Annotated in this window: 19 protein-coding genes and 4 tRNA genes; 8 read left to right on the top strand and 15 right to left on the bottom strand. The window is 60.0% G+C overall.

The genetic code is table 11. The features are described 5' to 3' along the window. The first annotated feature begins 318 nt into the window (after positions 1-318). Positions 319-2,085, top strand: a complete 1,767-nt coding sequence (locus G7068_RS00975) for an S-layer homology domain-containing protein (protein WP_166287618.1) — start codon at positions 319-321, stop codon at positions 2,083-2,085. A gap of 9 nt (positions 2,086-2,094) precedes the next feature. On the opposite strand, the gene G7068_RS00980 is transcribed toward G7068_RS00975, so the two are convergent. The 12 genes from G7068_RS00980 to G7068_RS01035 all read right to left on the bottom strand — a co-directional run bounded on the left by G7068_RS00980 (position 2,095) and on the right by G7068_RS01035 (position 12,694). Continuing rightward, complete coding sequence (locus G7068_RS00980; protein ID WP_244304581.1) at positions 2,095-3,369, bottom strand: deoxyguanosinetriphosphate triphosphohydrolase; 1,275 nt, start codon at positions 3,367-3,369, stop codon at positions 2,095-2,097. Continuing rightward, entirely contained in the window at positions 3,362-4,567 is a 1,206-nt protein-coding gene (gene dusB / locus G7068_RS00985; protein ID WP_166287622.1) for a tRNA dihydrouridine synthase DusB, read from the bottom strand. The genes G7068_RS00980 and dusB overlap by 8 nt, the downstream gene beginning before the upstream one ends. 32 nt (positions 4,568-4,599) lie before the next feature. Next, positions 4,600-5,412, bottom strand: coding sequence for an isoprenyl transferase (locus G7068_RS00990; protein ID WP_166287625.1), 813 nt, complete (start codon positions 5,410-5,412; stop codon positions 4,600-4,602). Between the two features lie 29 nt (positions 5,413-5,441). Then, on the bottom strand, positions 5,442-6,179 hold the full coding sequence (recO, locus tag G7068_RS00995; protein ID WP_166287628.1) for a DNA repair protein RecO: 738 nt from the start codon (positions 6,177-6,179) through the stop codon (positions 5,442-5,444). 18 nt (positions 6,180-6,197) lie between these two features. Further along, positions 6,198-6,788, bottom strand: coding sequence for a crossover junction endodeoxyribonuclease RuvC (ruvC, locus tag G7068_RS01000; RefSeq protein ID WP_166287631.1), 591 nt, complete (start codon positions 6,786-6,788; stop codon positions 6,198-6,200). 9 nt (positions 6,789-6,797) lie between these two features. Further along, on the bottom strand, positions 6,798-7,562 hold the full coding sequence (locus G7068_RS01005; protein ID WP_166287634.1) for a YebC/PmpR family DNA-binding transcriptional regulator: 765 nt from the start codon (positions 7,560-7,562) through the stop codon (positions 6,798-6,800). Positions 7,563-7,657: 95 nt separating this feature from the next. Beyond that, entirely contained in the window at positions 7,658-8,200 is a 543-nt protein-coding gene (locus tag G7068_RS01010) for an HIT family protein (protein ID WP_425280488.1), read from the bottom strand. Beyond that, complete coding sequence (gene thrS / locus G7068_RS01015) at positions 8,188-10,152, bottom strand: threonine--tRNA ligase (RefSeq protein WP_166287637.1); 1,965 nt, start codon at positions 10,150-10,152, stop codon at positions 8,188-8,190. Before thrS ends, G7068_RS01010 begins: the two co-directional genes overlap by 13 nt. A 98-nt stretch (positions 10,153-10,250) precedes the next feature. After that, a complete protein-coding gene (locus tag G7068_RS01020; RefSeq protein ID WP_166287640.1) occupies positions 10,251-10,478 on the bottom strand; it encodes a PLDc N-terminal domain-containing protein in 228 nt (75 codons plus the stop codon). A gap of 1 nt (position 10,479) precedes the next feature. Beyond that, positions 10,480-10,555 (bottom strand) — tRNA-Val (locus G7068_RS01025). 126 nt (positions 10,556-10,681) lie between these two features. Then, positions 10,682-11,377: a YihY/virulence factor BrkB family protein gene (locus tag G7068_RS01030; RefSeq protein ID WP_244304582.1), complete on the bottom strand. Its 696-nt coding sequence runs from the start codon at positions 11,375-11,377 to the stop codon at positions 10,682-10,684. A 339-nt stretch (positions 11,378-11,716) separates the two neighbouring features. Beyond that, entirely contained in the window at positions 11,717-12,694 is a 978-nt protein-coding gene (locus G7068_RS01035) for a hypothetical protein (protein ID WP_166287643.1), read from the bottom strand. Positions 12,695-12,907: 213 nt separating this feature from the next. Here G7068_RS01035 and G7068_RS01040 point away from each other — a divergent pair. The 7 genes from G7068_RS01040 to G7068_RS01070 all read left to right on the top strand — a co-directional run bounded on the left by G7068_RS01040 (position 12,908) and on the right by G7068_RS01070 (position 22,206). Beyond that, positions 12,908-12,980, top strand: a tRNA-Gly gene (locus G7068_RS01040). Between the two features lie 45 nt (positions 12,981-13,025). Continuing rightward, positions 13,026-13,096 (top strand) — tRNA-Cys (locus G7068_RS01045). A 25-nt stretch (positions 13,097-13,121) separates the two neighbouring features. Then, a tRNA-Val gene (locus G7068_RS01050) sits at positions 13,122-13,193 on the top strand. A 1,427-nt stretch (positions 13,194-14,620) separates the two neighbouring features. Continuing rightward, positions 14,621-15,262 carry a CD225/dispanin family protein gene (locus G7068_RS01055; RefSeq protein WP_166287646.1) on the top strand — a complete coding sequence of 214 codons (642 nt, stop codon included), beginning with the start codon at positions 14,621-14,623 and terminating at the stop codon, positions 15,260-15,262. A 9-nt stretch (positions 15,263-15,271) separates the two neighbouring features. Then, positions 15,272-16,801: a leucine-rich repeat domain-containing protein gene (locus tag G7068_RS01060; RefSeq protein ID WP_166287649.1), complete on the top strand. Its 1,530-nt coding sequence runs from the start codon at positions 15,272-15,274 to the stop codon at positions 16,799-16,801. 731 nt (positions 16,802-17,532) lie between these two features. After that, positions 17,533-21,552, top strand: a complete 4,020-nt coding sequence (locus G7068_RS01065) for an SdrD B-like domain-containing protein (protein ID WP_166287652.1) — start codon at positions 17,533-17,535, stop codon at positions 21,550-21,552. 162 nt (positions 21,553-21,714) lie between these two features. Next, positions 21,715-22,206 carry an SMI1/KNR4 family protein gene (locus G7068_RS01070; protein ID WP_205881322.1) on the top strand — a complete coding sequence of 164 codons (492 nt, stop codon included), beginning with the start codon at positions 21,715-21,717 and terminating at the stop codon, positions 22,204-22,206. A gap of 140 nt (positions 22,207-22,346) precedes the next feature. Here the strand turns inward: G7068_RS01070 and G7068_RS01075 are convergent, their stop codons facing one another. The 3 genes from G7068_RS01075 to G7068_RS01085 all read right to left on the bottom strand — a co-directional run bounded on the left by G7068_RS01075 (position 22,347) and on the right by G7068_RS01085 (position 24,786). Beyond that, positions 22,347-23,192, bottom strand: coding sequence for a leucine-rich repeat domain-containing protein (locus G7068_RS01075; protein ID WP_166287655.1), 846 nt, complete (start codon positions 23,190-23,192; stop codon positions 22,347-22,349). 125 nt (positions 23,193-23,317) lie between these two features. Then, the gene (locus G7068_RS01080) at positions 23,318-23,701 is read right to left on the bottom strand and encodes a hypothetical protein (protein ID WP_166287658.1); all 384 of its coding nucleotides are present in this window, start codon (positions 23,699-23,701) and stop codon (positions 23,318-23,320) included. A gap of 146 nt (positions 23,702-23,847) precedes the next feature. Beyond that, complete coding sequence (locus tag G7068_RS01085; protein WP_166287661.1) at positions 23,848-24,786, bottom strand: carbamate kinase; 939 nt, start codon at positions 24,784-24,786, stop codon at positions 23,848-23,850. Positions 24,787-24,799: the final 13 nt, after the last annotated feature.

Below are 24,799 nucleotides of genomic sequence, written 5' to 3' on the forward strand. Positions count from 1 at the left end.
CACGGTTCAAGGGGATTGATTGAGCGGGGTCGAAGTCGTAAATTACTCCCAAGTTCATCCGCAGGGGGGTGAGCTTGTTCATCCACGGGGACGGTGACCAATATGGGCTCACGCAGTGTTTTGGGGAGTATGTGCGCTCTCGCTTTAGCTTGCGGCGCACTGGTACTCTCGCCAGCGGCAGCGGCCAACGCTGAGTCAACGGGGGATGTTTGGTTTGTCGATGACGCAGTGCCACCGACAGAGACTGCGCAGGCGATTCCACCGACCGGTTCCACAAAGGCACCCAGTGTCGCGCCAGACGCTCTCCCACCCTCAGACGTGAGCCGTTCACGAGTCTCACCACTGGACGCGGATGTAGCGTTGGGCCAGCTGGTATCGCCAGATGTACTCGCGCAGGATCCAGGTGATGAGCGAGTCGTCGTCCCTTCCGCGAGCAACTTCGCCCTGCAGCTTTTTGACGGACGCCAGATGCAGGTGGCAGTGCAAGAGGTGGCGCTGACAAAACCGGAGGGTGCTTCTACTCAATCCCCCGATGTTGAGGTACTGGGACAGGCGACAACGCCTGAGGGTGGCACTGGCTCGGTCACCCTATCGTTTGTGCCTGGCGCCACGGGGTATGAACTGTTTGGCGGTGTTCAAGAAACGTCGAACCCCTCGGTGATCATCAAACCTGACGAGAACAAAGACAATACCTACAGCATTGAAGAGACGAATCTTGCCTACGAGCCCGCGCAAAAGATGACCGAGCCCGAAGCCGAAGCTCCGACGCAGGAAGACATTAGCGCTAGTGAAGAACTGAGCGCTGCAGAACCCGATACCGCAAAGGAAGCGTCCGCGAGTGCGGCGCAGGGGCTCACCACCATCGATGTTTTGGTTGGCTTCGCCAACAACTTCCAGAGTGTGGGTGCGGTCGAGAGCTACATTGCCAGCCAAATAGCCTTCATGAATCAGGCCCTCTTGAACTCGGGTGTGACGCTGCGAGTGAGAGTCATGAAGATTAGCTACGTCAATTACACTCAGAGCTGGAACAACATTGTGACCGACGTCGACAATCTCAGAAATGGCGCGGGTGACCTGTGGCGGTTGAAAGCTGAGCGTGACGCGATCGGCGCGGATCTCGTGACCATGATCGTGCCAAACGCAACGAACGCGTGCGGTGTCGCCGGGCGGCCAACCTCCGTATACGGCGCACGTGAAAGTGGCGCCTACAGCGTCACCGCGACCGCCCCCTACTGCTACCGCAAGTTCACGCTCGCCCACGAACTCGGGCACAGCCTGGGGCTGTCGCACAATCCCGAGGTTCCCGCAGCCGCGCCTCCCGTTTTCCCGTACAGTCACGGCAGTGCCACCCCCGGGGTGGCTCGAGACATTATGGGATACGAGTGCTGGAGCGGTGGAGTCGACACCTGCCCCGTTCGTTTGCAGTACTCAAACCCCTGGATCAATTACCTGGGAACAGGGGTCGCATCGGGAGAACCCGCGTATCGAAACGGAGCGCGAGCTCTGAACGAGATGGCGGCCACAATAGCGAGCTACCGTCAGCGCGTGCTGGCCTGGGACGTTCCAACCTCGCACAAGTTCTTCACCGAGATTAACTGGATGCTCGTGAAGGGCTACTCGACCGGGTTCGCGGACGGCACGTACCGGCCCAACGACTCGGTCTCGCGGGAAGCGATGGCCGCCTTCCTCTACCGCTACGCCGGGAGCCCGAAATATAACCCGCCCGCGCGCTCCCCCTTCAGGGACGTTCCAAAGGGATACAAGTTCTACAAGCAGATCACCTGGTTGAACTCAAAGGGCATAACGACCGGCTATAAAGACGGCACCTTCAGGCCGGGCGACTCGATTTCGAGGCAGGCGATGGCCGCGTTCTTCTACAGGTTTGCGGGGTCTCCAAAGTACACAGCCCCGGCCAAAGCGCGCTTTTCAGATGTGCGGCGATCCGCCCCCTTCTACAAAGAGATCAGCTGGCTGAACTCGACGGGCATTACAACGGGCTACGCGGGTGGAGTGTTCCGCCCGACCTATCCCGTGACCCGCGGAGCGATGGCGGCGTTCATCTACCGCTACGACCGAAAGTTCTGAGGATCAGAATCAGACCAGTGGCACGTCGCACAGGCGTTTGTACCAGGCGATCGCGGACTGATCGGTGAGTGAGGCCACCTGATCTACGACGGCGCGCTTCGCCTCGGCATCGTTCCGAGCCGCCCGGTAGTCATCTGCGAAGGCTGGCTCCAACTCGTTGCCGTCCGATTCCCACAGCACCTCGAGCAGCTCAAGAAGCAGGTCGCGCTGCCTGCGGTAGGTCGGTTGGCGGCGGCCACTGGCCATGACAAACGCGGCAACGATGCCCTTGAGCACGGCAATCTCGGCGCGTACCTCACGTGGCACCACAATGCTCGCGCCGTAGCGGGTCAACGGGGATCCGTCTGCCGCCTCAAGCGTGTCGTGAATGGCCGCGCGCGCGAACCGTCCAATCATGTCGCTCGTGAAATTCTTGAGCTGCGCCTGGTGTCGTCGCGATCCGTCCCAGCGAACCAGCCAGTTCGACGATTCAGCGATGCGGTCGTAGGCGGCTCCGAGTTCGTCCGTTGTGTATGAGCCACCGGCCCACTCTGAAACCGCCTCAATGAGCGAGCTGTGGCCAGAGCGAGAGGTCAGAATTTCGGGATCGATGAACTCGCTGACAACCGCGTCCTCGAAGTCATGAACCGAGTAGGCAACGTCGTCGGCCAGATCCATCGCCTGGGCTTCCGCGCACTTCACACGAGCCGGAGCGCTCTCGCGCAACCAGCGAAAGACTGGCTCGTCGTCGGCGAAGAACCCGAACTTGCCGCTGCCCGCGGGGGCCTCGGAGAGGCTCCACGGATACTTGCAACTCGCGTCGAGTGTGGCGCGGGTGAGATTGAGACCAATGCTGGTGCCGTCGGGCGCAAAGCGCTTTGGCTCGAGGCGGGTCAACAACCGCAGCGTCTGGGCATTGCCCTCGAAACCTCCAGCGTCGGCGGCCCACTCGTTGAGCGCCTTCTCGCCGTTGTGCCCGAAGGGCGGGTGGCCGAGGTCGTGCGCGAGGCACGCGGTGTCGACAACGTCTTGGGCGAGGCCGAGCGACACTGCCAGCTCGCGGCCGATCTGCGCGACCTCAAGCGAGTGGGTCAGCCGGTTGCGCGCGAAGTCAATGCCGGCGGTGGGGCTTAGCACCTGCGTTTTCGCGGCCAGCCTGCGCCAACCGCTTGAGTGAAGCACACGAGCGCGATCCCGCGCGAAATCACTGCGGATGCTGCTGTGCTGCTCTGGCACAACTCGCTCGGCGTCTTCGGCCTCGTATCCCGCGGGCAACTGCAGCGCGGGCGTCAATACCTCAACCACCGGAATCGTCTCGCTCTGCCTCGGCGAGCTCAGAGAAATCGATGCTGTCGCTCGTGCGGCTCTCAAGCCACCCCTGCGGCAGAATCGGCCGCTTCGGGCTGCCAGCGCGTCCGCGAGGACCTTCAGCGCCCTCGCCGGGGTACGGCATCGATCCGTCCATCGTGCTGAAAATCTCGTCCATGTGGTCGATTGACTCGACTGTGGCCAGTGCGCGCCTAGTGTCGCCGCCGACCCCGTAGCCCTTGTAGTACCAGGCGACGTGCTTGCGAATATCGCGGCACGCATGGCCCTCGTCACCGTCAAAGAACTCAACGAGCAGTTCCGTGTGGCGGCGCATCGCCTGCATCACAAAGCCGAGCGGGGGTTTTGCGATGGCGGCTTCTGCCTCTTCCCAGGTGATGTCCCCGCGCTCGGCGCGGAAGGCAGCGGCGAGGTCGCCGAACAGCCACGGACGGCCCAGGCAACCTCGGCCAACAACCACTCCGTCGCAGCCGGTCTCGCGCACCATGCGGATCGCGTCTTCAGCCGACCAGATGTCGCCGTTGCCGAGAATCGGCACACTCGTGATCGTTTCCTTGAGCGTGGCGATGGAGGTCCAGTCTGCCTCGCCCGAGTAGAACTCATTTGCGGTGCGGCCGTGAAGCGCGATTGCGGCGACGCCGGCACCCTCTGCTGCCTTGGCGGCGTCCAGATAGGTGAGGTGATCCGCGTCGATGCCCTTGCGCATCTTGATGGTGAGTGGAATCTCACCCGCCGCCTTTACCGCACCCTCAACGATCGCGCGGAACAGGTCGCTCTTCCAGGGCAGTGCGGATCCGCCACCCTTTCGAGTCACCTTGGGAACAGGGCAGCCGAAGTTCAGATCGATGTGGTCGGCGAGGTCTTGATCCACAAGAAACTTGACGGCCTCGGAGACCGTTTTGGGGTCGACGCCGTAGAGCTGGATGGAGCGGGGCGTTTCGCTCTCGTGGTGCTTAATGAGTCGGAGGGATCCCGGTGTGCGCTCGACCAGCGCGCGGCTCGTGATCATCTCGGAGACATAGAGGCCCGCACCGTACTCGCGGCACAGTCGACGGAAAGCAGTGTTCGTAATGCCTGCCATGGGTGCCAGCACAACTGGCACGTCAAGGGAAAGCGGCCCGATCTTGAGGCGGTCGTCAACGCCGAGGTCGGTAGCAGCGGGAGTTTGCGAGTTCATATCCGGACCATTCTCGCAGATGAACCTCCCGGTCATACTGCGCGGGGCCGGAGTGGTTCAGGATCCGGCACCTGGCACGTCGACCGCTCCCCAAAACGGCGGTCGCGATCCTGGTAGATCTGGATCGCGCGCCACAGTTCGGTTCGCCCGAAGTCGGGCCAGAGGGTGTCGAGGAAGACCATCTCGGCGTAGGCGGACTGCCAGAGCATAAAGTTGCTGGTGCGTTGCTCACCGGAGCTGCGCAGAAACAGGTCTACATCGGGCAGTTCGGGTACGTACAGGTGGCGCTCGATCGTGCGCTCTGTGATTCCGCTCGGCGAGAGCCTGCCCGCACGAACCTCCTCGGCGATGCGACGCATGGCGTCCGTGATCTCATTGCGACCGCCGTAGTTGACACACATGGTGAGGGTGAGGCCGGTGTTGCCCGCCGTCACTCGCTCAGAGGTCTGCAGCTCATTGATGACCGACCCCCACAGCCGCGGCCGGCGACCGGCCCAGCGCATGCGTACGTTCCACGCGTCAAGCTGTTCGCGGCGGCGGCGCAGCACGTCGCGGTTGAACCCCATGAGGAAGCGCACCTCGTCTGGGGATCGCCGCCAGTTCTCGGTCGAGAACGCGTAGACGCTGAGGTGCTTGACGCCAGCCTGGATCGCGCCCGCGACAACATCGAGCAGAGCCTGCTCCCCCATGCGGTGACCCTCAACCCGGGAGAGGCCGCGGCGGTTCGCCCACCGTCCGTTGCCGTCCATCACGATGGCGACGTGGCCCGGGGCTGTGGCGGCGAATCGGGGTGGTTGCTCGCCGGTCCAATCGACGGGCACCAGGGAGGTGGGAGCAGTGCGCATGCGTGCCAGTTTATGCCCGTCAGGCTGGCTTAAGCCCGAGGTGAGCTGCTGTGCCGTGAGCTAAACGAGCGCAGCCCGCGTTCGAGGTGCCACTGCGTGTGGGCGGCAGCGATGCCCGCTGCCTGCCCGCGCTCCCTCTCGGTCGATTCGCTCGCGGTGTCCCAGTCCCCCGCGAGCAACGCCGCGAGTAAACGAATGCTGCCGGGGTCGAGCCTCGGCGATCCTGCTTGGCGGCAGTTTTCGCACACGACCCCACCGAGCTGCACCGCGACGATGGTGTGCGGGCCGGGCGCGCCGCAGCGCACGCACGCGTCGAAGCCGGGGGTCCACCCCGCGAGGCCCATGGCTCTGAGCAGATACCCGTCGCGCACGAGCTCCGCCGGAATCTTTGCCGCCGCGAGCGTGCGAAGGGCGCCGACGAGCAGTGCGTACTGTTCTCGCGAGGGGCCGCCCTCGGCGATGCGCTCAGCGGTCTCGACGATCACGCTGCCCGCGCGATAGCGGTCGTAATCGGCGCTGATGTTGGGGCCGTAGGCTCCGAGTGTTGATGCCTGCGTAATCGTGTCGAGTGTGCGGCCCTCGTAGCACTGAATGTCGGCGACCATAAACGGCTCGAGGCGGGCACCGAACTTTGAAGATGTGCGCCGCACACCCTTTGCTACAGCTCGAAGCAGTCCACGCCCGCGCGTGAGCATGGTGACGATGCGATCCGCTTCACCCAATTTATGGGTGCGGATCACCACACCTTCTTCGCGGTACAGGGGCATGAAGCCAGTATCTCGCAGTTAGTTGCGAGGCCCGCGCCGGGCGCCCGACTTTTGTTCCGCCTCGCGCCAGGCGCGCTGGGCTGGGGTTTCGGCGGCGGGAGCGGCTCCTCGCCCGAGACGATCCGCAGATCCTCCCCTGCCCAGGTGCCAGGCGTGGGTGATGGCGAGTGCCAAGGCATCTGCGGCGTCCGCAGGTTTGGGCGGCGCTGCGAGACCCAAAAGCCTCGTCACCATGGTGGTCACCTGGGCCTTGTCGGCGGCGCCGTAACCGGTGACCTGAGACTTGACCTCGTTGGGGGTATACAGCGCGACGGGAATCCCCCGCTGTTCAGCGAGGAACATGACGACCCCACTGATCTGGGCGACGCCCATCACACTCGGCAGGTTTTGCTGGGCGAACACACGCTCGAGTGCGATGCCGTCGGGTTTTTCGCCGTCGAATAGGCGCTGCAGGGCAGAGCCCAGGATCAGCAGGCGCTCGGGAGTGCTCGCCGAAGCCGAGCTGCGCAGCACCTCGACGTGTTCGAAGGTGACGCGCCTCCCGGTTTCAGAGGTGACGATCCCGACCCCAAGACGGGTGAGGCCGGGATCGATCCCGATGATGCGCATCGGGAAAGGCTACTCGTCGGTAGCGAGTTCGGCCTGGACCTCTGGGGTGAGGTCGAAGTTCGAGTACACGTTCTGCACGTCGTCGCTGTCTTCGAGGGCATCGATGATGCTGAAGACCTTACGAGCGGTTGCTGCGTCGATCTCAACCTTGAGGTTGGGCACAAACTCGGCGTCGGCCGCGTCGTAGTCAATTCCAGCCTCGACGAGTGCGGTACGGGCGGCGACCAGATCTGACGCTTCCGTAATCACTTCGAAGGCTTCGCCGTTCGGAGTCGGATTGACCTCTTCAGCGCCAGCGTCGAGCACGGCGTTAAGCACGTCGTCTTCGGTGGTGCCCTCGGCGGGAACGGTGATGACACCCTTACGAGCAAAGTTGTAGGCAACGCTACCGGGATCGGCGAGTGTGCCACCGTTGCGGTTGAGCGCGGTGCGCACCTCGGCCGCGGCGCGGTTCTTGTTGTCGGTCAGACACTCGACCATGAGGGCGACACCGTTCGGGCCGTATGCCTCGTACATGATGTTGAGGTACTCAACGGCGTCGCCGTCGAGGCCAGCGCCACGCTTAATCGCGCGGTCGATGTTGTCACCGGGAACCGAGTTCTTCTTTGCCTTGTGCACAGCATCGGCGAGAGTCGGGTTACCCGAGAGGTCGGCGCCGCCGATGCGGGCTGCAACCTCAATGTTCTTGATGTACTTGGCAAACGCCTTGGCACGGCGGCTGTCGATAATCGCCTTTTTGTGCTTGGTCGTTGCCCACTTGGAGTGTCCTGACACGGGAGCTTCCCCTTTTCTAAAGTGTGTTGTTCGCTGAGTCGAGTCTAGAGGCGAGCTCCTCGGAGCTTGCGTTGAATGCCGTACGGCGAGTTGCGTTAGGGGTGCGGCCAGGCAGCCGCGAGCGATGCGCGCACGTCGCCGAGCAGCTGCGGCAGAGCCTTCGTCTTCGCGATAATCGGGAAGAAGTTTGCGTCTGACGACCAGCGCGGCACGATGTGCTGGTGCAGGTGCGAGGCAACGCCCGCGCCAGCAATGGCGCCCTGGTTCATGCCGATGTTGAAGCCCTGGCAGCCCATGACCTCGCGGGCCACGCGCATCGCTGTCTGGGTGAGTGCCGCGATCTCCGCGACCTCTTCATCCGTCGCGTCGTCGTACAGCGAGACGTGACGATACGGGCACACGAGCATGTGGCCGTTGTTGTATGGAAAAAGGTTCAGCAGCACGTAGGCGGTTTTGCCGCGAGCAACGATGAGCGCATCCTCGTCACTGCGTTTTGGCGCCTCACAAAACGGGCAGTCGCTGTGATCGGGTTGGCGATGATCCGCGACGTACACCATGCGGTGCGGCACCCACAGCCGCTGCATGTCGTCGGGATCACCGACGGCTGCAGTCGTGCTGAGGTCTTCTACTCCGTCCACGCCGTCGACACCTGCTCGTGCGTTTCGATCGACTTCACGATCCGCTCGACTGCCTCGGCTACCGGCACACCGTTGAGCTGCGTGCCGTCGCGGAAGCGGAAGCTCACGGCACCCGCCTCGCGATCTTCTTCGCCCGCAATCAGCTGGAACGGCACCTTGGCCTTCGTGTGATTGCGGATCTTCTTCGGCATACGATCGTCGCTGTGGTCGACCTCGGCGCGCACCCCGCGGGCGCGCAGCTGCGCGATGACCTCGTCCAGGTACTCGCCGTAGTGCTCGGCAACGGGGATCCCGACGACCTGCACGGGCGAAAGCCACACGGGGAATGCACCCGCGTAGTGCTCAAGCAGGATCGCGAAGAACCGCTCGACGGAACCGAGCAGAGCGCGGTGGATCATGACCGGCTGCTTGCGTGTACCGTCGGCGGCCGCGTACTCAAGTTCGAACAGCTCGGGCTGGTTGAAGTCGAGCTGCACGGTCGAGAGCTGCCAGGTGCGACCAATCGCATCGCGGGCCTGAACCGAGATCTTGGGGCCGTAGAAGGCGGCGCCACCGGGATCGGCAACAAGTTCAAGACCGGACTCTTCGCCGACCTGGCGCAGAGTCTCGGTCGCGACCTCCCACTGCTCTTCGGTGCCAACTGACTTCTCGGGATCCCGGGTCGAGAGCTCGAGGTAGAAGTCGTTCAGGCCGTACGCGCGCAGCGTCGCGAAGACGAATTCGAGCTGGCGCTTGACCTCGTCTTTGACCTGCTCGTCGGTGACGTAGATGTGGGCGTCGTCCTGGGTCAGGCCGCGCACGCGAGTGAGGCCGGAGAGCGTGCCGCTCTTTTCGTAGCGGTAGACCGTGCCGAACTCGGCGAGGCGCAGCGGGAGCTCGCGGTAGCTGCGGGCGCGCGAGCGGAAGATCAGGTTGTGGAACGGGCAGTTCATGGGCTTCAGGTAGTAATCCTGGCCCTGCTTCGTCACGTTGCCGTCGGCGTCGACAACCTCATCGAGGTGCATCGCCGGGAACATGCCGTCTTTGTACCAGTTCAGGTGTTGGCTGGTCTCGAAGAGTGTGCCCTTGGTGATGTGCGGGCTGTTGACGACCTCGTAGCCGTTCTTGAGCAGCTCGTCGCGCATGTACGACTCGATCTCGTGGCGAATAATGCCGCCGCGAGGGTGGAACACGGCGAGGCCGGAGCCAATCTCGTCGGGGAAGCTGAAGAGGTCCATCTCGACGCCGAGCTTGCGGTGGTCGCGCTTCGCGGCCTCTTCGAGGCGGGTCTGGTACGCGCGCAGCTCGTCTTTGGTGGGCCACGCGGTGCCGTAGATGCGCTGCAGCATCGGGTTCGCCTCGCTGCCGCGCCAGTAGGCACCGGCGCTACGCATGAGTGCCCAACCGTTGCCGAGCATACGAGTGTTGGGAACGTGCGGGCCGCGGCAGAGATCCTTCCAGCAGACCTCGCCGGTCTTCGGGTCGACGTTGTCGTAGATCGTGAGTTCGGCGCCGCCGACCTCGACGCTCTCGTTGTCGTCGCCGGTGTTGCCGCCCTTAAGGCCGATGAGCTCGAGCTTGTAGGGCTCGTTTGCGAGTTCGGCGCGGGCTTCGTCTTCCGTGACGACGCGGCGAATGAAGCGCTGACCCTGCTTCACGATCTTCTGCATCTGGGCGGAAATCGCCTTCAGGTCTTCGGGCGTGAAGGGTTCGGCCGGATCAAAGTCGTAGTAGAAACCATCGGTGATTGGCGGGCCGATCCCGAGCTTTGTGTCGGGGTTGATCTGCTGCACGGCCTGCGCGAGCACGTGGGCTGCGGAGTGGCGCAGGATGCTGAGGCCGTCTGCGGAGTCGATTGCGACCGGCTCGACGGTGTCTGTGTCCGTCACCTCTGCGGCGAGATCGCGCAGCTCGCCGTTGACGCGCATGGCGACAATCGAACGGTCGGTGAACAGGGAGAATCCGTCTGCCACGTGGCACACTCCTTCAATGCGAGTGAACGCGGAGCCTCGGTACTGCTTTTAGGCGTTGCATCGAAAACAGCCGCGTTCAGGGTTACGACGTAACGATCCTACTGGGTTGAGGTGGTGGAATCTTCCGCGCGCTCACGCAAAACGCGGCGTTTGCCGATCCAGAGCCACAGCACACTCCCGATGATGGGCAGGAGAACGATGAGAACGGTCCAGCGACCTGCCCGCAATGCGGTCATCGAGGAAGAAACCTTGCTCATCGACATCACCGCAAAAAGCGCCAACACAAGATGGGCTATGACGAGGAGGCTCCAGATGAAATCAGTCATGTGGTGGGCGATACCGGACTCGAACCGATGACCTCTTCCGTGTGAAGGAAGCGCGCTACCAACTGCGCCAATCGCCCGCTTGCGCCGGTTCAGATTCTTTCGATTCGCCACCTGCGCTAACCGAAATGATCCTACACGGATTCAGTGCGCACTTAAAATCTGGTGGCACGCGACACGCGATCCGTGTGGGGTTTCGAAGCGCACTAACCGCCGTTTGCACGTTCTTTCTTCTCTGCTTCCTGGGCGTGGCGGAGCTCGTTTGTTGCCGCAGCGACGGCGTTTTCGGCGCGTTGCCGACGGCGCTGGGCGAGTGTGCTGGCTCCGAACACCTCGCGCACTCGGTCATGCGATTCCGCTGTTGCCGTGATGATGTAACTGCTTGCGAGCAAAAGAACCTGCGCCGACAGATTGAACCAGATCAAGAGCGCAATGAGGGCCGCAAACGAAGCCAATAGCGGGTTCGAACTCGCGCCTCTCACAAACAAACCGGAGAGCTCCTGCAACACGACGAGCCCCACTCCGCCGAGCATCGCACCCCTCCAGAGTGCTCTCGCGGGTGCTTTGACTCCCGAGAGCAGGCGGAAGACGAGCGCGATCGCCAGCGTATCGATGACAAAGATGATGATGATTGCGAAGATGCGCGTGAGAACTGCGCCAAACCCCGTGCCGGTGAGTCCCAGCCAGTTGGTCACCGCGGGAATCCACAGCGAGCCGAGGGCACTGCCCAGAGTTGCGGCCACAAGCAACCCACCGAAAGCAACGGCCACCAGCAGGTTCTTCAGCATCACCCAGAGAAAAAAGCTCGAGTCGGTCAGTTCGCCGGTGAGGATCCGCAGGGCAGCACGCAGGCTACCGATAGCGCTGATAGCGGCTCCGACGAGACCAAGGAGTGAGACCACCCCCAAGATCGTAAAGCCGGTGGGTGCCTTGATTTCGCTCGGGTCGACGATGTCGGATATGCCGGGAACAACCGAGTCGAGGGAATCCCCAGGGCCCGAAACGCCTCGGGGTTATTGCCGAGCCACAGCGCGGCGAGCGAAAAACCAAGAAGTAGTGCGGCGAACACGCTGAAGAGCGCGCGGTAGGTGATGCTGTCGGCCAGCATCGGGCCGCGGTTCTCGCTGTAGAGCAAGTATGCGCGCACGAGGCGGAGTCTAAGAAGGCGCGCGATGATCCGCTGCGGTAGTGACGATGCCTGAGTCATGGAAGCCGTCGTTTCTCTTGTTCGTGAACTGCGCTTATTCTTCCGGGCGAGTCGTTACCGGAGCGAGGTCGCTATTGAGCTTGCCCGCGAGTTCCGTGCTGACCTGGCCCAGTTCTTGCAGCTGTTTGCGCAGCTCGTTGTAGTGATCGATGTCCGCCTGCAGGTCTGTGAGAGTTGCCTGCAGCGCAGAGCGTCGTTCTGATAGTTCCGCGCGGATGCGATCGAACTCATCCGGGTTGTCGGAGAACTCAAACCGTTCGTTGCGGGCGCGAAACTCCGCCGCATCGTCATTGAACTTCTTGACTGCCGCGTCGTAGTTCAGATTTCGCTGTTCAACGTCTGCCCGCAGTGAAGACATCTCGCTCTGCAGATTCTCGGCGCGATCCTGAAGCCCGATAAAGACCGAGTGGTACGAGTCAAAATCGTCGACGAGAGCGCCGCGGTCCTTGAACCAGGTTGCGTAGTGGTTGTTGAGCCAAGTGGGTAGGTCTCGCACCTCGGTGCCCAACACGGAGTTCAGCTCGTTCGCAAACGCCGAGTCCGAGAGGTTCTTGTAGACGCTCATGCGATCGACAAGCTCGGGGTTATTGGTGCTCATCACGTCGTACTCGTTGAGCAACTTCTCTGACAGGGCGGTGCGGTCGCCGTCACTCAGTCGCGAATACGCTGCGTGAAGCAGCTCGTGAGCGGCAGTGACCTCGACGATCCCGCTTACCCGCTTGTCGGTTACGTCAAACAGGTGAATGCGCTCGCCCGTAAAGCACCCGAGCACGTGGCCCTCTTCGGAGTGATCAACGTTCGCACACTGCTCATTGAATTTCTGGCTGCCATCAACCGTGGGGTGCGAGGCGAGAAAGACGCGCTCGCCGGTCGAGGTGAGCTGAAGTGAATTCATGACCTGGACAGTGCGCGGTGACGGATTAAAGCTGGAAGCGCTGAAGTGATCTTGAATGTCTTGCCTGTGCGCAAACGCGACAATAAGCGCGATAACAACAATGAGAAAGATAGACACACGCAACGCCCGCTTGGCGCCTCTGCGTAGCTCCGTCCCCATCACTCCACAGTATCCATGAAGCGCTTTCCGTGGTGTCAAAATAAGCTCTTGGTTCAAATTGTTACAGGGAAACTGAGTCAAACAGGGGCGGCACGCCCGAACATCCGCGCTGAATTTGCGAGGTCCAGGCAAGTCCCCTATAGTCATTTGAGTACACGGAAACGTGCACAAGCGGATGTAGCGCAGTTGGTAGCGCATAACCTTGCCAAGGTTAGGGTCGCGAGTTCGAGTCTCGTCATCCGCTCGAATGGATCGGTTCGCCGAGCCATGATGTGGTGCAAATCACTGCGGTGGCGTGGCCGAGAGGCGAGGCAGCGGCCTGCAAAGCCGTATACACGGGTTCGAATCCCGTCGCCACCTCTCTACAACTAAATAGCCTTCATTGGCGCGATTGGCGCAGCGGTAGCGCGCTTCCCTGACACGGAAGAGGTCACTGGTTCGATCCCAGTATCGCGCACAACAAGACCCGGCTTTTGCCGGGTCTTTTTTTGTTGTGCGCACGATACTGGGATCTCACGCAGTGACCTCGCAGGAATTGCAAACGCTGGCGCGTTTGCCTTGAAATTCCTGCGCTGGTTCGATCCCAGTATCGCGCACGACAAGACCCGGCTTTCGCCGGGTCTTTTTTGTTGCGCGCACGATACCGGGATCTCACGCAGCGACCTCGCAGGAATTGCAAACGCTGGCGCGTTTGCCTTGAAATTCCTGCGCTGGTTCGATCCCAGTATCGCGCACGAGCAAGAGCCTGACCTTTGGTCGGGCTCTTTTTTGTTGTGCGTACGATACCGAGATCTCGCATTTCTGCCCATCAAGGAGCCCAACTCTACGGTTGCGGCCGCGTCTAGGGGAGGGGCGAAGCTCGAATGCCCCACCCCTCCCCTGTGTTCTTAGCGACGTGCGTAGAAAACTTTTGTGCCGCACGCGTGCCCGACGCGCTTGCTGGGGGCAGCAGACATATTTATCACACAAGACACAAGCCGGAGCTTCGTGCCGGTTGCCTGCAGCGGGACCGCAATTGACCGGCTTGTCTTCGCGCCGCCGGTGGCGACTACTCTGCGAACCTCAACCCAACGGCCGCCGGACCACTTCTGCAGGGTCGCAAGCGCGCTTTCACCATCGCGATAGTTGTCGTGGGCGGTTAAAGTGGCTGTGCGCGAACCAAACAGTGGGATGTTCGAAAAGGATGCTCGGGCTTGAGCGCTGTAGTAACTGTTTACCGATGCGGTATAGGTTGTTGACACAGCGGAAGCACCTGCGGCGGTTCCGAAAAGAAGCGCTCCCGTGGCCACTACTGTAGCGACGGACTTCGCGATCTTATTGAACTTCATGGGGGTTAATTGCCTTTCTTGGTGGTGATCTGGCGCCTATCTGGCGGGTAAACAAGCGCAGTCGCTCGAACAAGCTGGCTGTCGGCTCTGCTGCGTAGTGGCGCGGCCGAAGCGGGCCTCACAGACGCGGCCACAACTGCAATGTCAAGGACAAAGAAGGCGCGATCAAAGCCTTCACTGTTCTCGATTGTTCCGTGCGGGTTGACGGCCGAACCAATTTGGGAGTAGCTCTGTGGCGGAAACTGAGACTGTTCTTTCGGCATCTGGGATGGCTCTCAAATATTGAGCGTGGAATAAACATGCTGCTCATCAGGAGAGTTATGGATCTATTGTCAGCCGAGATGGCACCGGGAATCATCGTTCTCGAGCCTTTGACGGCGGCGTAAAATGCGACTGCATCTACGCGGATTCATGCTCGCGGCACCCCTGGGCTCTCAGAATCCGCAGCCTGGGTGGCAATACACGACAGCGATGTCTCGTTTCCTGCGAGGTGAATTACGCTCTTCTATTTTGGGGTCACTCCCCCACCGAAATAGTGAGTAAAGAGAAGAACCGTATGTCGCAACCGCAGCAGCCGTCAATCGTGGATCAGGGTACGCCACGCCGAGATTATCGGGTCATGTCGATCATCGCCATCATTTTGTGCTGGCCCCTGGGGCTCGTGGCTCTCATGAAGTCCATTCGAGCTCGACGCGAATACGCGGCCGCCGATCCCGCCGCTCGAAGTAGCGCCTCGGCAGCCAAAGGCTGGTCCATTGCCGCGTTCATCGCCGCGGGGATCCTGGTGATTTTGAGCGCAGTGCTCATTGCTTTCGGGATTAATGCACTCTCCAAGGCAGACCCCATGCCTGAGGCCGGAACACCGCCAGCCTCGACCAGCAAGACCGAATTCTGCCAGCAACTGGTTGAGGTTCTTGATCCCATAACCGCGGTTGCGTCAGACAAGGATTCAACCGTTGGTGACGTCATCAAGGCAATCGATGCGGCAGAGCCCGCCGCTGACAGCGTCGATCCTCCGAGCGAAATGAACGATGACTGGGACGTTGTCATGGACACGTTTAACCAGATGAACGAAAAGCTCAAAACGGTTCCAGCTACCACCAACTTTGCGGAATACGAGTCCAGTCATCCTGAGCTTGATGGTAGCGAGACCATGCAGGAATCCTTCGACAGGATTAGCGACTACTGCACCTACTAGGGGCAGCGAATGAAGATTATGGAAGGTATGCAGTTGAAACCATTGAGAACATTTGCCTCGGCGGCCCTTGCGGTTGCTGTGCTGAGTGTCGGTGTGATTGGGGGCACGACGGCTGCCCAAGCCGCCCCCAATGATGAAGTGAGCTTTGCTGACGCTGGGCTGAAGGCCTGTGTCGCGAAGGCACTGGGTGCTCCGGTGCTCGACCCAATTACTGAGGAGCAACTCAATTCGCTGACCGGGACGCTTGATTGTGCAGAAGGAGGCATTGATGATGTCACTCCGCTGCAGTTTGCCAAAAGCATCACCGGCCTCAATCTTGGCAATAACGAACTCGCTGACATCTCGCCCCTGGCTGGCCTCACTAACCTCACCGTCCTCGAACTTGACCACAATCAAATCGTGGATGCATCACCCGTGGCCGGTTTGACGAACCTATCCAGCTTGGACCTGGTTTTTAACCAGATCACGGATCTGTCTTCGCTGACCGGACTGACGAACATCAAGTACCTGTATCTCGACGGGAACCACGCCCCAGACCTCACTCCACTCGCCGGTCTAGATACGCTCGTCACGCTCACGCTTGGTGGTAATGGAATCACGGACCTGTCTCCCCTGGCAGGTCTTCGTAATCTCGACTGGCTTGACCTGTATGTGAACAAGGTCACGGACCTGTCGCCGCTGTCAGGGCTGAGTAAACTGCGTTTTCTTGAGTTAACCCACAACGATGTTTCGGATGTGTCGCCGCTGGCCGCGCTTCCGGTCATATCGACGATTGAAATCGGGGACAATCACGTTGCTGATATCTCGCCTTTGGCTGGCCTCGAGACGCTGCAGAGTGTCTATCTGGTAGGTCAGACTCTCCCCGCTCAGGCGGCAATCGTTGGGGTTCCCAGCGCAGTTCCGACAGTCACCATACTTGATGGGTCAGTGGCGCCGTTGACAGTTGGAAACGGAGCCGGCTCTGTAGCGGGCGGTGCAGTCACCTGGTCTGTTGCGGGTGACGGGACACTGGTCTGGTCGCAAAAGGTAACGGTTGGACCATCCACTTCAAACTTCAGCGGAACCGTTCCGTATACGGCTACCGAAGCTGCTGCAGCGCCGTTGCTTTCGGGGTCTCCAACGGCCGGCGTTGTGGGCTCGGACTATTCATACTCGTTCGACGTGAGTGGCCCCCCTATGCCTACGGTTTCGGTTACCGCCGGCGCGCTTCCTGACGGGCTCACCCTGTCGACTGACGGAGTGCTCTCGGGCACTCCGACCGCGCCCGGAACCTACACGTTCACGCTGACCGCTTCAAACGGCACCGCCCCAGACGCGGTTCTTGAGGTGAAGCTCGTCATTACGGCGGCTGCGGATCCCGCTGATACGCCGAAGGCTCCGGTTACCCAGGAAGCTCCGGTCGTGAAGCCGGGTTCAGCGCCGCAAACCCTAGCAGTTACGGGTGCCGACCCGGTCTTCGGTTGGCTCGCGAGCGGCGCACTGGGGCTACTCGCTGGAGGGGCAATGCTCTTCATTGCGAGGCGCCGCCTGTCTCACTAGCTCACGCTCGCACTACAACTTTGGCCTCTCGTCGTTAGATACTTCCGACGAGGGGCCATTGTCGTAGCTGACGGACACGACTCGACACGACTCGCAAGAGGGTAAACCTGGCCGAAGGTCGCAATAAACGACAGGTGCTCGCAGAATCCGCCACTGAACATTGCAACGCAAGCCTCGCGACGTACCATTGATTTCGTTCGAATGAGTCTGGGATCGGGCGGCAATATTGATCGCTCTGAAAAGACTTATTTACAAGGGTGACCATGCCTCTGATGCCATGGTTTCAGCTCATGTCGTTGCTGCTTCTCCCCCTGCGAAGCAACCAGCACAGCGTGGGCACTCAGATGGGACCAGCAGCCGTATCCCCTCGTGCTGCGGGTCCCATCTTCATTTCATCCGAGTGGGCTCAACTTTGAATGCTCACGTACTCGGGAAGATTGTTGATCCTCTCGAAGAACGCAAAATGTATCGCATCAACACGAACAAGAAGGATATGAATGTTCTCTTCAAGTAAGGTTCTCAAGAGGGGCGTTGGGGCTGGCGTCCTATCTTCGCTCCTGTTGAGCCTGTTGCTGTCTCCACCCGCAATTGCGGACGAGCCTGTTTCGCCCGAAGTCGCAACTGATAGTGCGAGTCAATCCTCAAACGACTCAGGCGCACAGGACACACCGGCGAAGGATGCTGCTGACGCTGCACCGCTAGCGGCGGCAGCGGGCGACGCTAGCATTACTATGACAGTCGCGCAGAAAACTGGCACGGCCCCGTTTACCCCGGGAAGTACCGCTGCTGGTGACGACCCGGGTGATGATGATCCGGGAAATATCGTGCGAACCAACGACACGGTGACCTATACGGTGGGTGTTCGTTATCACGGTGAGGATCAGACAAACAGCCAACTGAAGTTCAGTCTTCCACGAGGTCAGACGCTTGCAGTCTTGCCGCCATTCTGTCTCGCAGGCTCGTCGGTTTCCCCCAGTAGCGACTCAATCCCTGCCCCGGCGGTGCCTCTCACTTCTTCCTCATGGGAATCGCTGCCGGTACAGCAGGTGACCTGCAACCTTGGAAAGGGCGAGGTAGCGAGTGCGCTTGACTACAGCTTTGTGTCCAAGGTGCGCCCGGAGGTGCCAAACGGCACTGTCATGGATGACGTGGTGTTTACTGCCGCATCAGATCAAGCAACGGACCCGGTAGCGACTCCCCCTCTGTCGCAGACGGTTTCAGCGGCCCCGCAGTTCGACGTATCAAAGCGTGGTGAGGCGACTGCTGCGAACCAGGGACCTTTGGGTCAGTCGACCGGGGCGTGCCCAAGCGACAGCACCAAGGCATGTGTCTCAGTGTTCTATCCAATGACGATTACTGCACCCCAGGGCGGGAAGGGAGTAACGCCACTTGGCAATCCCATTCGGTTCCAGGATGACCTGTCTCCGGCGTCGTTCTTCGGGGACACCGTTTGGTCTCAGATGGTCGCAAAAGCAGGTTCAGAGAGCGCAGCCCGCGCTGCTTACGCTCCAATGCTCGAAGTGTGCACTCCGATCGTGGCCAACAGCTCGTTGAAGTTGTCAGTCCCTTACAGTAAAGCTGGCCAGGGTTCGTACGCGAACGCAGCGAATTCCGTTCGAGATTCCGGCTCGGTGGATTGCACCCAGGATGCCCCTGGAGATCCCGCTCAGATTACAATCACCAATGCGGACACGAGCGCCTACACGTTCCCGACGACGAGCGGGAGCGGAACGCAACTGAGTGCGGATCGCGCCTACCTGTTCAGCTACGAGATTCGAGTGGCAGTGCCCCAGGCGGCAGTGCTTGAGTTTGGTGGTAAGAGCTCGCCCTACACCATTGCAACGCACAACGAATTCAACAAATTTGAGATGACCGGCATTGATGGTCAGGCAAACATCGGCGAGAAGGTCGAAAACAACGATCGCGACGCGATGATTCGCATTCAAAACGGCTTCGGCTTGAATAAGTTCTTCGCGGGCATTTGGGGAACCCCGGGCAATACGCCTGCGTATGACTTTTCTGATTCGTACCTCTACGAGGGCCTCCCCGGATCCGCAAAAAAGCAAGATGGCAACACGGTTGTGATGCCGGGTCAGTCCGTGCAGAGTGTTCTCGCAGTATCAGCAACCGGCCCCGCTGGCTCGGGAACTGAATACTCCAAGACCAGTGTTTCCTGTGACGTTTGGGATCCAAGCCGCCTGGCACTTGCTGCCAAACAGGATTGGCATGGATACGACCAGACACTGTACCCGAGCAATGGCAAGCCAGTTTATGTATCGGGATACCTGGAGCAGTACACGTCGCGCGGTGCCGCGGCCGTGGGAAGCGCCACTTCAGGAGTAAAAAATCTGAAGATTGAGTACAGCTCAGGTCCTTCAGGGGCCGGAGACGGTTCTGACTGCTCTCAGGGAACCTGGTTTGCCGACCCCAGTGATGTTCCCGGTGCGAAGGTGAACACTGATGCAGACGGACGAACCACCTGGGAAGGCGTTAACCGTGTGCGCGTCACCTACAACACCGAGTGGCCGGAAGGAACTACCTACGGTGCCACCTACCTCTACATGTCCATTGGGCAGGTGGTGCTGGATAACGGTAGCAGCGACGAAATCGGAAACTGGGCGTCTCAGATTCGGGCAGATGGAATCAAGACCGCGAAAGAAGCGATTGCCGACCCAGACCACGTTTCAGTGCCATCGGAGTATGATCCTGCAACGCACAAGGGAAGCACCGGCGATAGGTTGATTCCGGGCAATGCGATCGTTCGGGTCGCTAAGTATGTGAAGAACCCCGAAACCGGAGAGTTCACTGACACTGCGGTGCCGCTCTATAAAGCTGGGAGCTCGGTGGAGTATCGCCTGAACCCCTCGCTTACCGCTGCGGTTCCGGCATCAGATGTTCAGTACCCCGTCACGATGGAAGACTGCTTGCCGCTGCATCAGGTGTTTAAGAAATCTGAACAGGCTGGCGCCGCAATTACTCCTGACCTGGTTCAGATGGGCTCTCCAGCGGACGCTGGGTTGAAGTGTGCTGATGACCGCCAGTATGTGCACTGGGATCTGGGCATGCGCACTGTGGGTGCAGCGATTGACCCAGTGATCGTGTCAACAGATATCTTGTCGACAGCCAGGAACGGCACCTACGCAAATGACGTTGTTGTTGCTTCGCCGGCAGACACAGGGCCAGTCTCCTCCAGGTCAGACTCTGTGCAGATCCAGATCCTCTCACCGACGGGAATCAAGATCGCGAAGGGTGTCGATAAACCGATCATTGAGGTGAACCCCGAGGGAGTCACCAAGCCGCGCACGATGACCTGGTCTGTGCAGTTTGCAAACCTGGACTCAAGCTCCACGGTGTCGAATGTGGACGCGATTGACGTGCTCCCCGCGAACGGTGAGAACGGGAACAAGTTCAATGGTCAGCTTCGGTTCGACTCGGCAACTCCGGCTGCTGGCGACAACATCAACGTTCTCTACACCAAACAGGCTGTCGCAGATCTAGATTCGGATCCTTCGGCCTCGAGCAACGAAAGTGCCGGCGCTACGGTCTGGTGTGATGCAGTTGGCGGCAAGGTAGTTTCCGGTTCTGGAAGCGCTGCCGATTGCCCGCAGAACAAGAGTGAGGTCACGGGCCTGCGGTTCCTGCGGTCCGGGGAATTTACTCCTGACCAAGAGTTCCAGGTGGATATTGCCATGACGCCAATCAACAATGCGGTTGGCGACCACTACCGCAACATCACCTCTGGCCGCGCTGATGGCGTGAGCCAGGGAGTTGGCCCCGCCGCGCGTACGGTCGATGTCATTGGCTCAACCGTCGGTGACTACGTCTGGGAGGACACGAATAAAGATGGACTCCAGACCGCGGGTGAACCTGGCGTATCGGACTTTCCGGTGCGGCTGATTGGCACTGATGTTGATGGCAATGCTGTCGACCTTCAGACGAAGACAGACAGCAACGGTCACTACCTGTTCGAAGGCCTCGCCTCTGGTGAATACCGCGTGGTGTTTGATCCGAACGCTCTCAGCTCGAACACGACGTTCACCGAACAGAGTGTTGGAGACGATACTTCGGTGGACTCGGATGCTGACAAGGTAACCGGTGAGACGAAGAGCTTTACTCTTGGAAGTGATGCTGAGGATCTCACCCTAGACGCCGGTCTTGTGATCGATCGAAACGTGAACGTTGTGCTCGACAAGAAGCTTCTGGGCACACCAGAGCTGGACAAGAACCACAACACGACACTGGCCTACGCGCTCGACGTAACAAACGAGGGCACGGCCGACACCACCTACGACCTGAGCGACAAGCTCAAGTTCGGTGGCGACATCACGATTAACAGCGTTTCCGTGAAGCGCGACGGTGCAAGCCAGGCTCACGTAAACTCCGACTTCGATGGCCAGGGTAACCAAAACATCGTGAGTGACGTCGCCCTGTCGGGCGGAGAAACCCACACCTACCTGGTGACGGTGAAGGCGACCGCCGCAACCAAAATCACCGCGAGTGAGCGAGATTGCGTCGTGGAAAAGGGTGAAGCAGGAAGCGGTTTCCTGAACACCGCAGAGCTTGTTGCGAATGGGAAAACCATCTCTGACAAGGCCTGTGGCGAAGTTCCTCCGATCCCTGAGGATTCGCAGGCCGGGACGCTGGCAATTACCGGTGCTGCCGGGACCTGGACGCTCATGCTCGGTGGGCTCGCGCTCGCAGTGCTAGGAGCCGGTGCGTTTGTGGTCCGTCGTCGGAACCGCAGAGCCTGACTCCCTATAAGAGAGAATGAATTGAAATAGGTTCCTAACGGACTTTTCGAGCGGTTGAGAGCGCTGGGGTGGGTGACTAGCCCAGCGCTTTCCGCCGCTCGGAAGCAGGAGTTGGATGACGAAGTGAGGCACACGATTGCCCGTATTTCTGGGGAGGATGAAGTGAACGAAGTCGTGTGGCAGTTTGCAGACAGGGATGTGACCCTGGAAGAGATCGCCGCAATTCAACAAGAATTGGGTGTTGAACTGCCGAGCGACTACGTCACGTGCATTCGTAAGAACAACGGAGCCAGTGCAGAACCGGATCTCTTCGAGCTAGAAACGGGAGAACAGAAGGTTTTCGGAACGCTGTTGTCTTTTGACCGCGAAAGCGAAGAGTTCGTTCTCGATGTATTCAACGACCACAAAGCAGCCTTGCCCGCGGGTGCAATACCGATTGCTTTTGATCCTGCGGGAAACCTCATTTGCTTTGATTATGGCGGTGACGACGCTAATCCAGCGGTGGTGTTCTGGAATCACGAGAATGCGGGTGACAAAGACATTCTGATGAGTGAACTGGGTTTGACGGCAACACAAGCCGATGCGATGGTGAGAAAGAAGCTCACCCGTATTGCGTCGACTTTTACTGCATTTGTGGAAGGTCTTCACGGTTGAGTGAAGTTAGTCCCTGTTAAAGATCTAGGCTGCAGTTAGGCTTCAGGATCAAGCACAAAGCCCGCCCCTACTTGGTTGGGGGCGGGCTTTGGCATACCGTGTTTGCTTTCAGGTCAGAGACGCTGGCCTGTCAAGTGAGGCTAACTCGTCCTGATGATCTTGAGGTTCTTGCGATCCGCCAACAACCCTTCGTCTGTAACGGGGGTATTTGTTAGATTGAGCAGCTTCAGCTCTGAGATTCCCCGCAGCGGCGCAACCTGCGCCACCTGTGTGTCTGACAAATAGAGGCGCTTCAGACGGTGAAGACTCCCGAGAGGACTGATATCGCTCACGCCAGTGTTGTCGGCGTTCAGCTCGGTTAACTCTGTGAGCGTCGACAGCGGTCCAAGATCCGACACTTTCGTCTCGGAGATCCCCAGTTCGGTGAGCTGAGGGAGGCCCTGCAGCGGAGCTAAGTCCGTAATCAGAGTGCTGTCCAGCAGCAGCACGCGCAGATTCTTGAGCCTTGAAAGCGGCGCGAGATCCACCACTTGCGTTTCGTAAGCTCGGAGCTCAGTCAGGTTCTCCAGTTCCGACAGTGGGGAAAGGTCTGCCACGCGAGTGCCGGATATGTCCAGCACCCTAAGCTCCGTCATCGGAATAAGTGCCTTGAGATTCGTGATCTCAGTGTTGCTGAGCGAGAGTCGTTCCAGTTTTGTGTACCGGGACAGATCTTTGAAATCGCGCGAGCTGGTGTCCCAGGTGAGTTCGCTTACGTCGTACTTATCTTGAGTTGCGTTAGGGGCCTCGGGCGGCCACAGCGAGTACAGCAGTGCGGCGAATGCACAGGCGGCTATTACAAGCGCTACATAGAACAAGAGTGTCGCGCTGAGAGGTGCCCGCCCCGACAACATCGCGCCAAGCATCTCAAAGAAATACCCCGTGGCCTCACCACGCCTCAGAGCGAAAGACTCGGGACGCTGTCTGTAGCCACCATTGGTAATCATGAATGAGAACCCAACCATAACCACAGAGGTCCAGAGGACGAATCGAGCTAGCGTTGGAACCCACTTCGGCCCGCGTTGGGCGCGCTTCATCAAGAAGATTCCCCGCGGCCCAATCGAGTCGGTCACTAACCAACCGTCCTGAGCAGGAAACTAAAGATTGCCCCGAGAGCCATCGACAATAAGAGGAAAGCGCCGAGCCCAATACCGATACCAGCCCCGGTATTTCTCGACCGGGAGCGGACCGCACTGAAGATTCCGGCGGTGAGTGCAACAATCGCGGCGAGCACCATCACGACCGTGAGCACCGCACTGAAGATCCCGAGTCCGCCGAGCGCAGAGAGATCCTCACCAGTGGCAGAAAGCATGGCTCTCGTGTAACCGAGGGACGTGGCTAGAAGTGAGAACACGCCAGCAACGGCCCCGCTGATCCATGCGATTCGACCAGGAGTGCGTCCCGGGACGTTCTCGACTGTGGTGGTGCCGGTTGAGACCGGGTTATGTATCGTCATATTAAATATCTTAGAATTCTGAGGTTTTGTGTTCGCGGAAAGTGGCAGTAAACGTCACTGATGCGTCGCTAATGGTACGTCCCTCCTGGGGAGCTGGGTTGTGCCCAGCTCCCCAGGAGGGACGTAAATAGACCGTTGGGCCCCAATTACTTCTTCACGTAGACGATCCCACCCTTAACATCGGGCCGAATCTCGGTTCCGATGTTGCGTGCGAGCAGGTCGTCGAGCCGATCAAGCGGCCCGATGAGGGCCCGCCCGCCCGCTCGCGCAACCCGAATCGCGGCGTCAACCTTGGGCTGCATCGAGCCCTCGGCAAACTTCAGCTCGGAGATCGCATCGGCCGAGGCGGTGAGGATGTCACGCTGCTCGGGTGTTCCCCAGTTTTCGCTCACGTACTCACCATCGGTCAGCATGATGAGAGTGTCAGCGCTGAGGTCCGCCGCCAGCGCGGCACTTGCGAGGTCCTTATCGACAACCGCCTGCACACCCGCCTGCAGCGCGCCCGTCTGGTCGACACGCACTGGTACACCACCACCACCGGCGCAAACGACGAGGGTGCCACCCTTGAGTAGTGATTTGATCAGCGGTGCCTGCTGAATAGAAATCGGCTGTGGAGACGGCACGACCCGGCGAAACGCTTTGCCGTCCTTCGCGATTGTCCAGCGGTATTCGGCCGCGGCCTCTGCTGCATCCTCGGCCGAATAGGTCGGCCCGATGAGCTTAGTTGGGTGCTCAAACGCGGGATCATTCTCGTCAACAACCGTGGTCGTGATGATTGCGGCAACCTCGCGCGCGCCACCGAGCGCGTTCGAGAGTTCCTGCTGCACCACGTAACCGATCATGCCCTGGGTTTCGGCGCCGAGGATGTCGAGCGGGTATGCCGCCACATCCTGGTAAGCGAGATTCTGCAACGCGAGCAGACCTACCTGGGGGCCGTTGCCGTGTGTAATGACGAGTTCATTCTTGTCAGCTAGCCCGGCCAGTGCCTGGCAGGTAGACCGCACGTTTGCGCGGAGGCGTTCCGCGGTCATTGGCTCGCCGCGTCTTGCGAGGGCGTTTCCGCCCAGAGCAACAACAATGCGCATAGTTCTTTTGTCC

This window comes from Leucobacter viscericola (assembly GCF_011299575.1).
GTDB classification, from domain to species: domain Bacteria; phylum Actinomycetota; class Actinomycetes; order Actinomycetales; family Microbacteriaceae; genus Leucobacter; species Leucobacter viscericola.

Bases quoted from the DNA above. Each gene is read 5' to 3' on its own strand.
- dusB (WP_166287622.1), bottom strand. From the start codon at position 4,567: ATGAACTCGCAAACTCCCGCTGCTACCGACCTCGGCGTTGACGACCGC.
- G7068_RS00990 (WP_166287625.1), bottom strand. From the start codon at position 5,412: ATGCGCACTGCTCCCACCTCCCTGGTGCCCGTCGATTGGACCGGCGAG.
- recO (WP_166287628.1), bottom strand. From the start codon at position 6,179: ATGCCCCTGTACCGCGAAGAAGGTGTGGTGATCCGCACCCATAAATTG.
- ruvC (WP_166287631.1), bottom strand. From the start codon at position 6,788: ATGCGCATCATCGGGATCGATCCCGGCCTCACCCGTCTTGGGGTCGGG.
- G7068_RS01020 (WP_166287640.1), bottom strand. From the start codon at position 10,478: ATGACTGATTTCATCTGGAGCCTCCTCGTCATAGCCCATCTTGTGTTG.
- G7068_RS01055 (WP_166287646.1), top strand. From the start codon at position 14,621: ATGTCGCAACCGCAGCAGCCGTCAATCGTGGATCAGGGTACGCCACGC.
- G7068_RS01060 (WP_166287649.1), top strand. From the start codon at position 15,272: ATGAAGATTATGGAAGGTATGCAGTTGAAACCATTGAGAACATTTGCC.
- G7068_RS01065 (WP_166287652.1), top strand. From the start codon at position 17,533: ATGACAGTCGCGCAGAAAACTGGCACGGCCCCGTTTACCCCGGGAAGT.
- G7068_RS01075 (WP_166287655.1), bottom strand. From the start codon at position 23,192: ATGATTACCAATGGTGGCTACAGACAGCGTCCCGAGTCTTTCGCTCTG.
- G7068_RS01080 (WP_166287658.1), bottom strand. From the start codon at position 23,701: ATGACGATACATAACCCGGTCTCAACCGGCACCACCACAGTCGAGAAC.
- G7068_RS01085 (WP_166287661.1), bottom strand. From the start codon at position 24,786: ATGCGCATTGTTGTTGCTCTGGGCGGAAACGCCCTCGCAAGACGCGGC.